Here is a 14,701-nt window from a genome sequence, read left to right on the forward strand (position 1 = left end):
AAACCTGTAGTTGAAAATAAAGTTTACGATTATAAAGAGACTCTTCACTACAGTGCAAGTGTCCGGTATCCTGCCAGCAGATATTGTATTGCTACTTCAGGTTGTCCCCTTAATGCAGACTTCAGAACACCCGCTGCCGGATTTTCTGGCTGATCGCCATTCCTGCCGTGCTTTTTTAACCGATGCCGTTCCCCTGACGGATATACAGACTATGCTTACCGCGGCCCGCAGCGCCCCGAGCGGCGCAAACCTGCAACCAGGGGCTTTCCATGTATTTACCGGACAACCCCTGCAGACGCTAACCCGCCGCTTATCGAAAATTGCTGAGACAACGCCGCCCGAAGAGGAGCTTTACAGTTATTTTCCCCGGCCGATGTCTGCGGTACTGAAACAACGGCAACGGGCGGCCGGTTATGCACTGTATCGGGCGCTGGGTATCGAAAAGCGTGATATTGCCGGACGAAAAGGTCAATTTGCTGCTAACTATCGCTTCTTCGATGCACCGGTTGGTATGGTTGTGACAATTCAGCGGGATATGGGGGCAGGCTGTTATATGGACCTCGGTATGGCGCTGATGAATCTGTTTCTGACCGCCGGTCATCTTGGCTACGGCTGTTGCGGTATCGGGGCGCTGGCAAATTACGGACGCGGTCTGCATCAGCTACTGGATCTTCCTGACGATCAGCTGGTGGTGTGTGGCATTGCGCTGGGGCGGCCGGACCCCCTGGCTGCGGTGAATCAGTTCCGTACCGACAGGGCGGCACTGGATGAGTTTTCTGTATTACATGGCTTTAATCAAGGAGAGCAAGGGCAATGAGTCAGTCACAACCGGCGATTTCTTACCACGGACGGCCTCTTGCGACGGCTCGGGGAGAGCAGGCGGAGGCATTACGCCTGCTGACTGAACGTTACGGCCGGGGAAAAAGTTTTCGTGCAGTCAGTCAGGCACCGTGGATCGAAACGGTGGCCGATAACGATCATATTGAATGTACTACCTGTGGCAGTAGTGGCGCGCCGAAAGTTATTCGTCGTCATCGTTTATCCTGGCAACGTACTTTTGATATCAATCAGCAGCTATTCGCACTTAATCATCATGATCGCAGTGCGGTATTTGGCGGATTAAACCATTCACTGTCACTGTATGGTGTCTGTGAGTCGTTACACCTGGGGATCCCTCTGCATGTTACCGGAGGCATGCGGCCACGTAATCAGATTGCTTTACTGGCAGAGTTTGCGGTAACGATTCTTTATATTACGCCGACCCAGTTGCGTTTACTGACCAGTAGCGGACAGCGATTACCTGATGTCCGGTTGATCCTGTGTGGCGGCGGTAAGCTGGATACGAAAACCCGTCAGCGGGCAATGGAATGTTTTCCTTCTGCGCAAATCCATGAGTTTTACGGTGCTTCAGAGACCAGTTTTATCACTCTGGCGGATGATCAGACCCCCGAAGGTTCAGTGGGCAAAGCTTATCCCGGAGTCCGTATTGATATCCGGCATCCGCGGGACGGTGCCGGTGAAGTCTGGGTAAGCAGTCCTTACCTGTTCGATGGTTACGCCGCAGGAGGCAGTGCTGAAACCCGTATTGACGGCGATTTTATCACCGTCGGCGAACTGGGCTGGCTGGATGAACAAGGCTATTTATGGCTCGCTGGCCGGCGCAGCCGAATGGTGACCATCGCCGATCAGAATGTTTTCCCGGAAGCCGCAGAAGCGATTATCAGCCAGCGACTGGAGCAGGGGGCTGTGGCGGTTATTGCCTGCGCTGACCCTCTGCGCGGGCATGTCCTGCATGCGTTTATTCAGGGTCAGGCGGATCCGTTGCTGGAAAAACAACTACGCGCCGATATCAGTCAGCAGCTGGGCAAAGAAAGGGTACCCCGCTGGTTTCATTTTATCGCTGACTTTCCGTTACTGAGTGGCGGTAAACCTGATCTGCAACGTCTGGAGGCATCGCTGAATACGTGAGTGTTATTATTGCAGCATTACGTACCGCAGTCGTTCCGCGCGGCGGTGCATTTAACCAGTTACAGCCACATCAGCTGGCGGCACCTGTGGCTGAGGCCTTATTAACCCAGGCAGGGATCGCCCGCGGTGAGGTTTCGCAGCTTATTCTGGCAAACTCCCTCGGTGCCGGGGGCAATCCGGCGCGGGTGACAGCGCTGGCGGCGGGGCTGGATCAGGTGTCCGGGATCAGTATTGATACCCAGTGTGCCGGAGGGCTGGATGCGGTCGCCCTGGCCTGCTCGCTGGTGGACTCGGGGATGGCTGATATTGTGATGGCTGGTGGTGCAGAAAGTTATTCCCGGCGGCCACTACGGGCCAGAACATTCCCGGACCAGCGGCCCGCCGAATTTTATACCCGGCCAGCATTTACCCCGCAGGCCGACACCGATCCGGATATGACCGAAGCGGCCAGCGCCCTGGCCGATAAGTATCATATCACCCGTCGTGAGCAGGATAATTATGCGCTGGAAAGTCATCGTAAGGCACTGCTGGCGGCCAGTGAGTTAGGGCGTGAGATTGTGCCGGTTGCCGGTGTAACGTCTGACGTATACAGCAGGGCCCTTTCGCCACGTCTGGCGCAGCGGGCACCGTTACTGGCAGGATCGGTCAGTCTGGTTTCCACCGCCGTTGAAGCAGATGGCGCTGCGCTTTGTGTTGTGGTGTCAGAGCAGGTGGCAGCAAGACTTCAGCCAGCCTTTGCCCTGACCTGCAACGGATATCAGACTGCCGGTGCTGACAGCCGTTTACCCGGAGCCGCGCCGGTTACGGTGATCCGCCGCTTATTTGAGCGTTATCCGCAGTTTGATCCGCGTCTCTGTGTGACAGAGATGATGGAGGCCTATGCGGCACAGGCGATAGTATGTATCCGGGAAAGCGGGCTGACTGCCGCGAATGTAAATCTGGGCGGCGGCGCGCTTGCCAGGGGCCACCCGATCGGTGCCTCAGGGACTATTCTGCTGTGTCGTTTATTCCATGAACTCCGCCGTCACCGGCAGCAACAGGGGGTATGTGCAATAGCGGCAGCCGGCGGAATTGGGTCGGCCATGCTGCTGAGCCGCTGGAACAGACCGGCGATATCATCCATGACGGGGTTGCCATAAGCCCGGTTCCCGGTTCCCGGTTTATGGCGTTATTGGCTTACTGAATCTGAAGGGGCGGAGCCCTTCTGTGGCGGTGGCATATTATATCGGGTGGGAAATAATAGCGCGGATATATTTCCCGTCCGGAAAAAAACGAATGGTTAATTTTTGTACATGGACGAAAAAAACAACCCTGTGATAGCATTTCGCGAATTATAAACAGGCGATTTCAGCATTATGCTTTTTAATTCGTATAATTAAACTATTAATTTTTACACCAGTAAGACTCCGATAAACGTTTTTATGTAAATAGTTTATTTTTATGTAAATAAACTCCACTCCGTTTATCTCTGTCAGTCGGTAAATACTCTGTGTGCTTATAAGTTTATATTCTGTTATTCATTTTTTTGTCTGTTGTTAATTAACTATGTTGTTTGTATTAATTTTTCCAATCCACCTTCAGGAGATGTACATGAAAGATAATCACCCGTTGCAGTCATCGCGCCGTGACGTATTGAAAAAAACCTTTGCCTTGTCACTGATATCAGTCACAGGCGCAGCGGCTATTCCGTTGCCGGCAATGGCGTTCAGCGATATCCTGAGTAAGGAAGAGCGTGATAAAATGACCCCTGATGAGATTATTGAACATTTCAGACAGGGTAATATCAGATTCCGTCAGAATAAGCCGATGGAGCATGATTACCTGGCGCAAAAACGCAGAACATCATCAGGACAATATCCTGCTGCAGTGATACTGAGTTGTATTGATTCGCGCGCCCCGGCTGAAATTGTACTGGATACAGGGATCGGTGAAGTATTTAATTCCCGGGTGGCAGGTAATATCAGTAACCGTGATATTCTGGGCAGTATGAAATATTCCTGTGCTATTGCAGGGGCAAAAGTTGTGTTTGTATTAGGTCATACCCGCTGCGGGGCTGTCCGCGGTGCGATAGATAATGCCGAACTGGGTAATCTGACTGGCTTGTTAAACGAAATTAAACCCGCGATTAGCCAGACCGTCTATCAGGGAGAACGAAAAGGAAGTAATTATGATTTTGTTGATGCAGTTTCCCGGAAAAATACAGAACTGACTATCGGTAATATCCGTAAAAATAGCCCGGTACTGAATTCCATGGAGCAGGAAGGAAAAATTAAGATTATTGGCGGGATGTACCATCTGATTGGCGGGCGGGTGGAAATCTTCGAAGTCTGACGATATCCGCTGCTGATTTAACCGAAGGCAGGGATATAAAGAAACAACGCTTATGCCGTTACTTGCCTTATGTTATTAAGTTTATATATACACCTTTTGTCGCGAATTATAGCCGGATAATAACTGAGCGTTATTCACTCGGTGCTGGCAGTAATGACTTTCCTGTGCATTGGTCACCTGTACGCTGGCGATAGCCGGCTCTGTTATACCAGGGGTCAGCGTCATTTTTATCACAGTAACCCAATCTGCTTAAAGCGAAAGCAGACGTCCAATTTTAGACGTTTCACGCCGGTGTTTTTCCTGCACGTCTGCCATAAGCGGTTTAGCCCTGCTGCGGCTCTCATCCTCAAGCGGCTTCATATGGAAAAACATCGCATCCACCAGGTTGCCGCTGAACTGGCGATAGCGGATACAGGCATAACACAGAAGGTAAAGGCGGGACTGCTCAGGCTTCAGGTTACGTAGATCGTAAATGGTAAGTTCCGAATGCAAGAGAAATTGCTGATGCCCTTCAGACCCGTGGCGTGAAGCTTGCTCTGGGCAACAGATCCGATGGGTAAGATGTTCTTTAATGTGCTGGCGACGTTTGCCGGGTTTGAAGGCGATCTGATACGTCTTCGCACGCGCGAAGGGATGGCCATTGCACGGGCGAAAGGAAAACTGCGGGGGAAGCAGCCGAAGCTGTCAAATAAACAGCAGAAAGAGCTTTGCAGGATGCACGGAAGCGGCGAGTACTCTATCAGCGATCTGGCTGAATTATTCTCCGTCTCCCGTCCCACGGTCTATCGGACGCTTTCCCGTGGGAAATAATGGAAAATTGGATCTAATGAAATAAGCAAGGAGCAGTTATGTACTACAGAAATGAAGTTATAAGTTATTTGCAGGCTAATAAAATTCTTGCGTTAAAACTCGACCACGCATTAGCGGGGGTAGGAAAAGCCGTATCAAATCAGATTGATACAATCGGTGCAGGTGCAACGCGTGTGCTGTATTATACATCCTGCTTTACTGATGAATATCAGGATGTCTGCCAGAAACAAAAAAACGAAGATATTCGATTTACTAAAGGCGTTTATCATATTATAAGGCATGGAGATGTTGTGTATAACATGCTTAAAATTTACTTTGAAGAAGTATTCCGGTACAAAACGTCCGATCAACTAGAGCACATCAAACAACTGTTAATGGCAGTAAATATTCATATTGCCGCAAGCTCACTCACAAACACAGGATTTGCTTTAGCAACAGCATCATTTGTTGCTGCAGGCATGAATCTAAGTCTCGAACTCAGTGCACTGGCAGGGCGAAGAGCGGGCGGGGTTGTAGGAGCTATTGGCATATACGGTGTAGTCCAGAAAGCAGCAGATAGTGCGCATCGTCTTCACATGACTTATCCAGCGTACTACTCGGCGCTATATGCACAAGAGCTGGAAATGATGTACTTCCTGATAGAGCCATTGTTTGAACGAGCTGAGGCGTTTAATGCACAACGGGTATCGGATGGTGAAATTGCAGACATCATCACCAGGATGATTCGATAATCATGATGAATCTTATTAAAAGGTTTTTCAGACGGATATTCAGGTCATTGATATCGATGTACGGCCCTGCCATATTGACGCTTTTATTTGCAGTTGTCCTTTTTCAAATTTTCCCTGACGGACCAATATGGCCTGTCCCCATATTCTTCATTTTCGTGATCGTTATTTTTTATCGATATGTGAAATGGTAATCGTCAAAAGTTAGCATTATTTAATAATTTATCTATAAGGAAATGCTATGTCTACACCCGCACATTTATGGCTTGAAGATGAAAATGGTTCTCCGATTGTTGGCAACTGTTTAATGCCACTGCGACTGGGCTCTATCGAGTTAAAATCGTTTTCCCACGGTGTAACGATTCCGGTTGATCCGAGCCGGGGAAAACTTACAAGGTACGCGCGTTCCCGCCCTGTCACAATAGTGAAAGAATTTGATCAGACAACGCCACTTCTGTATCGCGCTGTCTGCGAAGGCCGGACCATGAAGAAAGCGACAATCAAGATGTACCGTATTCTGGAATCGGGCATTGAGGCTGAGTATTTCAATATCATTCTGGAAAACGTTAAGTTCACTACAGTTGCACCATACCTGTCACCTAACGGTATGAGTAGTACTCACCTTGAAACGCTCGAATTGCGTTATGAGGCGATTACCTGGAAGTATACGGAAGGAAATATTATCTATCGTGATTCATGGAACGATCGTTGTTGTGCCTGATAACGAAGGAAATCAGAGGAGGTGGATGCCTCCTCTGACACAACTGAGGAGAGACAATGCCGGCTCGGGGTATCTCGTGAAAGGTCGGAACAGATTAAATAACACCCTTACCCGAATTCCCAAGCCATAAGCCTGGCTTTCCCTCGATGGGACTTTAGACCGAACCTTGCTGTTCGATTACTAAAACCCTTCTTGGCAACTTGAGGGTGTGCGACATGTTCAGTTCCTTCACTAGCATAAAAAATATCACCAACATGAAGTGTTTTTACCTTAATTTCATTCCCGATTTTGTAGTGCATATCAACAACTCCGTCCATAACAGCAAAAACCTCTTGCCCATCGTTGATATGCCATTTGTAAGGACTATCAGTCCAGTGTAATTTCACGCTAGTTTGGTCAAACATGGCAATAGGTAAAGACCCCCATGGCTTGTTACTTTCGAAATCCTTACTTCGAATAAATTTCATGGCTTTAGACTCACATTAAACAAATTTTGTTAGGAGTTCTACGCCGGAACCGCCGAAATTTCCGGCGTAGAACTCCATTATGGGCGCATTTATGTCCCGGTCAGCAGAGTATATAAACAACCTTAATATCGATATTCTTATCACCCATCCCCGTTCCTGATGCGGGCAGGTACATTTATCTGCCTGATTTTCTGCATGATAATCAGGCATCAGCACACCGGCTGATTAATTATAATGCAGCCAGCACTCCTTTCCCGGATTAACCTGTCTTTTATTGTTGATTCTTAAGGATATCTCCTGATTTTTCGCACAAATTAACTATTGAGCCGGCGGGTAAAAAAAACTATATTAGCCGCGCTTTATATACATCCTTTTTTTTAACTATTTTCAATCCGGCCAGTGCGTGGTCCGGGTTGTAGGAGTGATATGATGACGGATAAAGTCCGTATTAATACTTTGAGTGCTAATTCATTACCACAAAGCAATGAAAGCCTTCTGTCCAGACAAGCCGGATTCGAATCGAATGTCAGGAGTTATCCACGTAAACTGCCGCTGGCGATCACCAAAGCGCAGGGCGTATGGATCACCGATGCAGACAATAAACAGTATCTTGACTGCCTTGCCGGGGCCGGAACACTGGCACTGGGCCACAATCATCCGGAAGTGCTTCACAGCATCCAAAGTGTTATTTCCAGCGGCTTACCGTTACATACGCTTGATCTGACCACACCGTTAAAAGACGAATTCTCAGCCTATCTGCTGTCGCTGTTGCCGGGTGAAGGTAAAGAATATTGCCTGCAGTTTACCGGTCCTTCCGGGGCTGATGCAGTAGAAGCTGCTCTTAAGCTGGCCAAAAAAGCGACCGGCCGTAGCGGAATCATCAGTTTCTCCGGTGGTTACCATGGTATGACCCATGGCGCATTATCAGTGACCGGCAACCTGTCACCTAAAGAAGCTGTCGACGGCCTGATGCCGGAAGTACAGTTTATGCCTTATCCGAACCAGTACCGTTGCCCGCTGGGTATCGGCGGTGAAGCCGGTACGCAAGCGCTGGGTTATTACTTCGAAAACCTGATCAACGATGTTGAAAGTGGTGTCCGCAAACCTGCGGCGGTAATTCTGGAAGCAGTGCAGGGTGAAGGTGGTGTTAACCCTGCGCCGGTTGAGTGGCTGCAGCGTATCCGTAAAGTTACCCGTGAACATGGCATTGTGCTGATTATTGATGAAGTGCAGGCTGGTTTTGCCCGGACCGGTAAACTGTTTGCCTTCGAACATGCGGGAATTGAGCCGGATATTATCGTGATGTCTAAAGCGGTCGGCGGAAGCCTGCCTCTGGCGGTGCTGGGCATTAAGAAAGATATTGATGTCTGGTCACCCGGCCACCACACAGGGACGTTCCGCGGTAACCAGATGGCGATGGCCACCGGTCTGACAACCCTGAAAATCCTGAAAGAAGAGAATATTGCCGCGAAAGTGGCTGCTCAGGGAGAATGGCTGACGGGCAGGTTACAGGAGTTGCAGAAACGTTATCCGGTGATTGGGCAGGTTCGTGGCCCGGGACTGATGATTGGTATTGAAATCGTTAACCCTCAGCTGCCTCAGGACGCTATGGGCTGCTACCCGGCAGATGGTGAGCTGGCAGGCCTGCTGCAGAAAACCTGCTTTGAAGAAGGGCTGATTCTGGAACGCGGTGGCCGCCATGGTTGCGTATTACGTCTGCTGCCGTCGCTGCTGATCACTAACGATGAGCTGGACATTTTCCTGGAAAAATTTGAGCGTGCATTGCTGAGTGCCGGCGTTCAGCCAGCCTAAGCGGAGTCATAATATGTCAGATATTAATCCGATCCTTTGCGGATCGGCCGAAAGTATAGCTGCCTACCAGGCGGCTATCGAACAGAGTTCACAGGCCGTTGTGCAGTGGTTACAGCAGCCTGAAATGTATCAGGGGAAAACGGCCGGGCAATTACGTGAGCGTATTAATCTTGAGTTCACGGCTCAGGGACTGGGTAACCAGGCTGCCATTGAGCGTGCCGTCGAGTTTTTCCTGAAGGACAGTCTGTCGGTTCATAATCCGCAGTGTGTGGCACATTTGCATTGTCCGAGTCTGGTGATCAGCCAGGCGGCAGAAGTACTGATTAACGCCACGAACCAGAGCATGGACTCCTGGGATCAAAGCCCGTCCGCGACTATTATTGAAGTCAGACTGATTGAATGGTTGCGTGAACAGGTCGGGTTTCCGGCCGGTGATGCCGGAGTGTTCACCAGTGGCGGTACTCAGAGTAACCTGATGGGGTTAATGCTGGCCCGTGATGCCTTTTTTGCCCGCCAGGGACATTCTGTACAACAGCAAGGACTGACAGGCGACCTGAGCAAAATTAAAGTGTTTTGTTCCGAGCACGCCCACTTTTCGGTACAGAAAAATATGGCGCTGATGGGGCTGGGCTACCGGTCAGTGACTCTGGTAAAAACCGATGCCTTCTCGCGGATGGATATCAATGATCTGCAACAGAAACTGGCACAGGCGAAGGCTGACGGTGAGCAGGTACTGGCGATAGTTGCAACCGCCGGAACCACCGATGCCGGTGCTATCGATCCGTTAACTGAAATCACGGCGCTGGCAGCAGAACAGGATATCTGGGTTCATGTGGATGCAGCCTGGGGCGGGGCATTACTGCTCTCTGAAAAGTATCGTCATTACCTGCAGGGGCTGCAGGCGGCTGACTCAGTGACTCTCGACTTCCATAAGCAGTTTTTCCAGACAATCAGTTGTGGCGCGTTCCTGTTAAAAGATGCCCGCCATTATGAATTGATGCGCTATCAGGCGGCTTATCTGAACTCCGATTTTGATGAAGAGCAGGGGGTTCCAAACCTGGTCTCTAAATCACTGCAAACCACCAGACGTTTTGATGCCCTGAAATTATGGATGGGTCTGGAAGCGCTGGGCCAGAAGAAGTATGCAGAAATTATCGATAACGGGGTGTCTCTGGCACAGCAGGTTGCGGCCTGTATTAAGACGCAGCCAAATCTGCAACTGGTGATGGAGCCACAGCTGGCCAGTGTGTTATTCCGTTATGTTCCGCAAAATCGCACCGTCGATGCGGCTATAGGGTTACTGAATCAGCATATTGGCGATACATTGCTGGCATCAGGGAGTGCCAATGTCGGTGTGACTGAAGCCGATGGTATTACCTGTCTGAAACTAACATTGTTAAATCCGGTGGTTAATTTAGCGGATGTAAACGTGCTGCTTAACAGCGTACAGCAGTGTGGTGCGGAGTTATTTAACGCCTGATCACTCAGTCAAAACCGGTAATTTAGTGTTACCGGTTTTTTTATACACACGTTAGTTACAACATACAATTATGTCTTTTAATAAACAGGTGCAAAACATCAGCAACAGAAATTAATCATTATTTCCGGCAACCTTATCGTTATCAACGGGTGACCGGAAGCATATCTGATGTCCGTATAAATGGTATTCCGCACCTTCGCAAGCCCATTTTCGGGGAGATTACCCGGCATGGAAGAAGGTGCTATCGACATGAAAAATACCCGTCATAGTACCGGGAATAGTGATTGATTGAGAGCTGCGCTTGAATCGGGAGAATAGTTGAAAAACAGCCTCAGTATACAATATTTTCCGTTTCCCAAACGGAGCCATGTTATGCTGAATTATCATCTTCAGAAGAGGTTTTTGGTTATGGCTGATAAAAAAATGATTTCCATCGACCAGTTCGATACTGAGGATCGGCAAGCAATACAGATACTTTATCACCAGTTAATCGAAAAATACCGGCAACGCACGGGCAGGCTGCCAGATGTAAAAAAAGAAAAAGAGTTTACTGCTGAAGCCAGACAACAAATCATGTCACAGAAAGTCAGCAAAGAAAAAGCAGCTGCTGAAAAGGCACAAAAAAAACCTGGCCGAAAGAAAAAACCACAGTCACTCGCGGCCAGTGAAGTAAAAGACTTTAACTGGTCGGCATCCGTCGCCAAAGGCCGCCGATGCTGACCGGTTAAGATTCAGTTATTAATCCAATAGGTTCCCGTTTCAGGTAATGACAGAAATTGCTGGTTCATCTGATGCAGGGTTTGTTCCGGTGAGAGATCAGCAAATAATTGCGGATGAAATTTTTTAGCGAAAAATTCAACAGCAAGTAAATGCCAGGGACTCATATAAAAATTTTGCCAGAGGGCAGAAGCATGGTGATTTGTGACTGCCGGTAATAATCTGGCAGTGCTGTCACTGGCCAGCACTGACGCAAATGAGGCTTTAGCCTGGAGGGCAGAAACCTGCGGCCCCAGTTGCAGCTGGCCGGCCTTTTCCGGCCCGGCTGATCCGGTGGCGATATATATATCAGGATTATCTACTAATAACGTCTCCGGGCTTAGCTGGCCAAAGACGGAAGAAAACCGGCCTGCCGCAATATTATCACCGCCGGCGAAAGCAATAAGGTCGGCCAGATTACCGTGGGATACGGTCGTGCAGCATACATTTTTTTTCCCGAGATTTAATTGTAAAAACACCCGCGGCTTAGCGCCATGCCAGCCGGAGAGACGATCACGGATTAATTGCATATGTTGCTGATAAAAAGCAATAAAACGTTCAGTTTTTGCCTGATCATTCAGCGCCTGTCCCAGAGTTCTCAGACTGTTTACTGTATTGCCTAACAGGTCCACCCGAAAATCAAGAAACAACACCGGAATATGGGCCGCGGATAATTTGTTTACAAAGGAATCAGTCTCTGGCGGGGTTTTAGCATATACCGGCAGGATCACCAGATCCGGTCGCAGACTGATAATCCTCTCCGGATTTAACTGAGAAAAGTTAGAATTACCAATTAATGGAATACCGGCAATTTCCGGATACGCTTTAATGTATCTGTCCAGGGTCTGACTATCCAGACGACTTAAGTCTGCCGGCCAGCCGACGACACGCCTGACCGGGTTACCGTCCTCAACCAGGGCCAGGGTATAAATCATCCGGCTTTCGCCAATAACAATCCGCTGCGGATTGTCAGGAACAGTCACCTGTCGCTGTAAACTGTCCGTCAGCACTTTACTCTGTGCTGCAACCGGTAACACCAGTGCCAGCAAAAAGCATATTTTCTTTATTGCTCTCATTAAAACTCCTGTAAAGAGAAACGCCACAGGCGGTTCTCTTTATTGTGATTAGCGATCAGACCCCGGCCGCCATTAACTTCAAATTGCGAATTATACCTGCAGATGACTCCCGGGTAATAGTTATGATGCTTGTACGCTCAACCGCACAGCGATTTCTTTAAGTGAGAGACATAAGCCGTATCGCAAAACGGTATTTCAGTGAGAAACGGAGCCATACTGTACAGATTACCGGCAATCCGGGGGAGGGTGCGCTACGTGAATCCTGAGAGAAAAGCAGGGGTCTGACCCTGCAGATTTCACACAGGACAAGCTGTTCAATATCACATTTTTACCATTCCAACATAATATCCGCGGAGCAGATAGCGATAGCAGGGATAACCACGGCGGATAACTAACGCAATTTAAATATATTCATGAAAAATGCGTGGCATATCAGGCACAGAAAATGATGATGCTCAAAGATCCGGTATTACGGGATACGTATAAAACGGGGAGCTACAGCCCGTAATCCGATACCTGAGGACATAATACTGAATATGATAAATTTGATTGTTTATTTCAACAACGACAATAATCTTTGATAATCAGGGTTAACCTGGCGGACATGCTCTTCATTTCCATCAGGGTAGGTTATAACCATCCCGACTCCTCGTTGCTTATCCGCCTCAAGTGACACGTTTTTTTCCGCATGAAACATTGGCTCTATCACTATATTTTTAGTATTCCGAAGCCTGTAACGCCTGCTCGATTGTTCATAATCCGTATTCCCCCCGAACATTTCAATAATTGTCTCGTTAAACATATGACTGATATATGTCATCGGGAAAAAATCTGTTTTTAAATCAAGGTCTCCACTGACTTCTTTTGCCCTTCCTGTTCCATATCCGTCACTGAGCCCGTAATCATCAAAATCAAAGATATAGCTGGTTTCAATAACCTTTTTACCCGTCACCAGGGGGTTGCTGTCAGAAATCTTAAAACTGACGCGCAGAGAATTAAGCTGCCACTGGCATGGGCCGCCGCCGTCAACGGCGATATTCTGCTGCAGGATATCGCCGCTACCCTGTGGTCTGAACGCCTGTTTAAAACCGTTAAACCCCCGAATTTCATAGGCTTTATTACTCGAATTATAGTCTTTGCTCTTACATCGTTCGGAGCGGTAAAGCATCTGCATCGGCAGCAGCGTAATACCCTCAGGTACCCTGACGGACACCGTTACCCGCTGCGCATTATCCGGTGGTAACAGCGTTTGATCCGTACGCCCATCACACCCTGATAGCAACACGAAAGCAGGCAAAAACACGGCGATTTTAGATAGAATATTCAACTTCTTCCTCCGTTACTGCCGTAAAGCGGAGCAGGGCATTCCTCCCGGTTTCTTCTGCCTGTGTCCGGTGCAGCGTAACCGGAAGCATGTTCTGAAGGGCAATGAACTGCCGGTTACGCTCAACCTCATCGGGATTGCTGCAGGCCGCGCTTTTCTCAACTTCCTCCCGGAATTTTTCCCGCATCGCTTTCCTGCTCATATCCCGCGCCGGATCGGCCAGCTCCAGCACCTGATTATGGATATAGGGCAGGTAGCGGTGCGCCATCGAATGGCTGCGCGGATCGGTGCCGAGGCCTTCCAGCATGGGGTTGGTGTTGTTAGGAAAGGTCTTTGCCAAGCTGGCCGGGTTCAGGCACTGGATAAACGCCGCCTGATGCTCGCCGGTTGCTTTCAGGCACTTATCGTTCAGGGAGGGCACCAGAAAAAGCTTAACGGCCACAAAATGCCGGGTATATACCTCACCATCAACCAGACTCTTCCTGTTCGGGCTGGTGAGGTTCATCGAACATTGCTGCGCCCGGAAAAAGACGACGGTGTTGCCGTGATGCCAGTACGGGTCTTTTTTCAGCCGTATCCCCGTTTTTAACTCCATGTCTTTCTGCCAGAGAGAGACCGGCAGACCGGCAAACGACGTCGCCAGCCAGTTAAAGCCCAGCTTGTCGCCCAGCGGTCCCAGGGTCTGATAGAACAGATTATCCATATCTGTTTCCAGCGGCACCTGTGGCACGGTGTCGTTATCATTGACGTGGCGGTAGTGGGTGATGCTGTCCAGAAACGGCATCGCCGCGCGGGTAAACGTCCGTGGCATCCCGTAGGTGTACAGCACAGGCCGATAATTTTTCATCTCGGCGGCATATAACAGTGCCAGAGAACCACCCAGACTGTGACCACAGATAAACAGTTTTTTCGCTCCACCACCTTCATCAAGAGACTTATTTATCGCCTGAAATATAGGCTCAAACTTCCGTTTAGCCAGCTCATAGGCTTCCAGAAAACCACCATGAATATTACCCGCACCGGCAAGCTCGGGCAGGCACCTCTTCGGCCCGAATGAGGCATCCGTCAGGACATTCAGAAGGCTGTCCGTTCCGCACCAGGCAACCAGCACATGAGTACCGCACTCAGCCGTAAAAAATCGGCTATCACCTTCCGATGGCTCACTGTCCTTTGTATTCAGATATACAGGTGCCAGATAACGATCGCGGAACGGCACGTCCACCGACAG

At 49.2% G+C, this 14,701-nt stretch carries 13 protein-coding genes and 3 pseudogenes; 11 read left to right on the forward strand and 5 right to left on the reverse strand.

Annotated features, from left to right (window positions below; translation table 11 throughout):
• Nucleotides 1-112 precede the first annotated feature (112 nt).
• The 4 genes from JK198_RS04545 (at nt 113) to JK198_RS04560 (ending at nt 4,299) form a co-directional block, all read left to right on the forward strand.
• Complete coding sequence (locus JK198_RS04545; protein ID WP_212710143.1) at nt 113-817, forward strand: nitroreductase; 705 nt, start codon at nt 113-115, stop codon at nt 815-817.
• On the forward strand, nt 814-1,968 hold the full coding sequence (locus tag JK198_RS04550; protein WP_212706958.1) for an AMP-binding protein: 1,155 nt from the start codon (nt 814-816) through the stop codon (nt 1,966-1,968). Before JK198_RS04545 ends, JK198_RS04550 begins: the two co-directional genes overlap by 4 nt.
• Entirely contained in the window at nt 1,965-3,107 is a 1,143-nt protein-coding gene (locus JK198_RS04555; RefSeq protein WP_212706959.1) for a thiolase family protein, read from the forward strand. The genes JK198_RS04550 and JK198_RS04555 overlap by 4 nt, the downstream gene beginning before the upstream one ends.
• A 451-nt stretch (nt 3,108-3,558) precedes the next feature.
• Nucleotides 3,559-4,299 (forward strand): carbonic anhydrase, encoded by a 741-nt coding sequence (locus tag JK198_RS04560; RefSeq protein ID WP_212710145.1) that lies wholly within the window; start codon nt 3,559-3,561, stop codon nt 4,297-4,299.
• A 252-nt stretch (nt 4,300-4,551) separates the two neighbouring features.
• Here the strand turns inward: JK198_RS04560 and JK198_RS04565 are convergent.
• Nucleotides 4,552-4,776, reverse strand: a pseudogene (locus JK198_RS04565) (hypothetical protein); the annotation flags it as partial.
• 2 nt (nt 4,777-4,778) lie between these two features.
• Here JK198_RS04565 and JK198_RS04570 point away from each other — a divergent pair.
• The 4 genes and pseudogenes from JK198_RS04570 to tssD form a co-directional block, all read left to right on the forward strand.
• Nucleotides 4,779-5,109, forward strand: a pseudogene (locus tag JK198_RS04570) (helix-turn-helix domain-containing protein); the annotation flags it as partial.
• A gap of 38 nt (nt 5,110-5,147) precedes the next feature.
• Nucleotides 5,148-5,840, forward strand: coding sequence for a hypothetical protein (locus JK198_RS04575; protein WP_212710146.1), 693 nt, complete (start codon nt 5,148-5,150; stop codon nt 5,838-5,840).
• Nucleotides 5,841-5,842: 2 nt separating this feature from the next.
• Nucleotides 5,843-6,031: a hypothetical protein gene (locus tag JK198_RS16760; protein WP_249212940.1), complete on the forward strand. Its 189-nt coding sequence runs from the start codon at nt 5,843-5,845 to the stop codon at nt 6,029-6,031.
• Nucleotides 6,032-6,078: 47 nt separating this feature from the next.
• Nucleotides 6,079-6,558 (forward strand): type VI secretion system tube protein TssD, encoded by a 480-nt coding sequence (tssD, locus tag JK198_RS04580; RefSeq protein WP_212710148.1) that lies wholly within the window; start codon nt 6,079-6,081, stop codon nt 6,556-6,558.
• 154 nt (nt 6,559-6,712) lie between these two features.
• Here tssD and JK198_RS04585 read toward each other — a convergent pair.
• Nucleotides 6,713-7,025: pseudogene (locus tag JK198_RS04585) on the reverse strand (cupin).
• A gap of 426 nt (nt 7,026-7,451) precedes the next feature.
• Here JK198_RS04585 and JK198_RS04590 point away from each other — a divergent pair.
• From JK198_RS04590 to JK198_RS04600, 3 genes are all read left to right on the forward strand, one after another.
• Nucleotides 7,452-8,837, forward strand: coding sequence for a diaminobutyrate--2-oxoglutarate transaminase (locus tag JK198_RS04590; RefSeq protein WP_212710150.1), 1,386 nt, complete (start codon nt 7,452-7,454; stop codon nt 8,835-8,837).
• A gap of 13 nt (nt 8,838-8,850) precedes the next feature.
• Nucleotides 8,851-10,317 (forward strand): aspartate aminotransferase family protein, encoded by a 1,467-nt coding sequence (locus JK198_RS04595; protein ID WP_212710152.1) that lies wholly within the window; start codon nt 8,851-8,853, stop codon nt 10,315-10,317.
• Nucleotides 10,318-10,725: 408 nt separating this feature from the next.
• Nucleotides 10,726-11,037: a hypothetical protein gene (locus JK198_RS04600; RefSeq protein WP_212710167.1), complete on the forward strand. Its 312-nt coding sequence runs from the start codon at nt 10,726-10,728 to the stop codon at nt 11,035-11,037.
• A gap of 11 nt (nt 11,038-11,048) precedes the next feature.
• Here the strand turns inward: JK198_RS04600 and JK198_RS04605 are convergent, their stop codons facing one another.
• The 3 genes from JK198_RS04605 to JK198_RS04615 form a co-directional block, all read right to left on the reverse strand.
• A complete protein-coding gene (locus JK198_RS04605) occupies nt 11,049-12,149 on the reverse strand; it encodes an ABC transporter substrate-binding protein (protein WP_212706966.1) in 1,101 nt (366 codons plus the stop codon).
• Between the two features lie 553 nt (nt 12,150-12,702).
• Nucleotides 12,703-13,476, reverse strand: a complete 774-nt coding sequence (locus JK198_RS16765) for a hypothetical protein (RefSeq protein ID WP_249213253.1) — start codon at nt 13,474-13,476, stop codon at nt 12,703-12,705.
• Nucleotides 13,460-14,701: lipase family protein (locus tag JK198_RS04615; RefSeq protein ID WP_212710155.1), on the reverse strand; the 1,242-nt coding region annotated here is incomplete at its 5' end. The genes JK198_RS16765 and JK198_RS04615, both read right to left, overlap by 17 nt.

It is taken from the genome of Tatumella sp. JGM91 (assembly GCF_018257575.1).
GTDB classification, from domain to species: domain Bacteria; phylum Pseudomonadota; class Gammaproteobacteria; order Enterobacterales; family Enterobacteriaceae; genus Tatumella; species Tatumella punctata.